The sequence below is a fragment of the Clostridium sp. ATCC 25772 genome (assembly GCF_001573875.1).
In the GTDB taxonomy this organism is placed as follows: Bacteria; Bacillota; Clostridia; order Clostridiales; family Clostridiaceae; genus Clostridium_J; species Clostridium_J senegalense.
On sequence record NZ_LFRG01000210.1, the window covers coordinates 1 to 537 of the forward strand.

Annotated in this window: 1 protein-coding gene; it reads left to right on the top strand. The window is 31.7% G+C overall.

Translation table 11 applies throughout. The features are described 5' to 3' along the window. On the top strand, positions 1–537 hold a 537-nt coding region (locus tag AZI32_RS17630), incomplete at both ends, for an aminotransferase class III-fold pyridoxal phosphate-dependent enzyme (RefSeq protein ID WP_157450998.1).

Sequence of the window (537 nt, forward strand, 5' to 3'; positions counted from 1 at the left end):
ATGGAGAAACTATAGGGGCTCTTTCTGTTGGAGATTTAGACTTATATAGCAAAGTGTACAAGCCTATTATGTTAGATACTAAAAGAGTAGATGGACCAGATTGTTACAGATGTAAATACAATAAAGAAAGAAAAACTTGTGATGCTGAATGCTTTGAAAGTATGGAAGACTATGTAAAAGAAAGCCATGAAGAAATTGCATCAATAATAGTAGAACCTATGTTACAAGGTGCAGCAGGTATGAAAATTTATTCACCTATATACTTAAAAAAACTAAGAAAGTTATGTGATAAGTATGATATACATTTAATCGCAGATGAAATAGCTGTTGGATTTGGGCGTACAGGAAAAATGTTTGCTTGTGAACATGCAAATATAACTCCTGATTTTATGTGTTTATCAAAAGGTTTAACAGCAGGATATGTTCCTATGGCGTTAGTTCTTACTAAAGATAGTATATACAATGCGTTTTATGATGATTACAATACATATAAAGCATTTATGCATAGCCACACATATTCAGGAAATCCTATAGGAT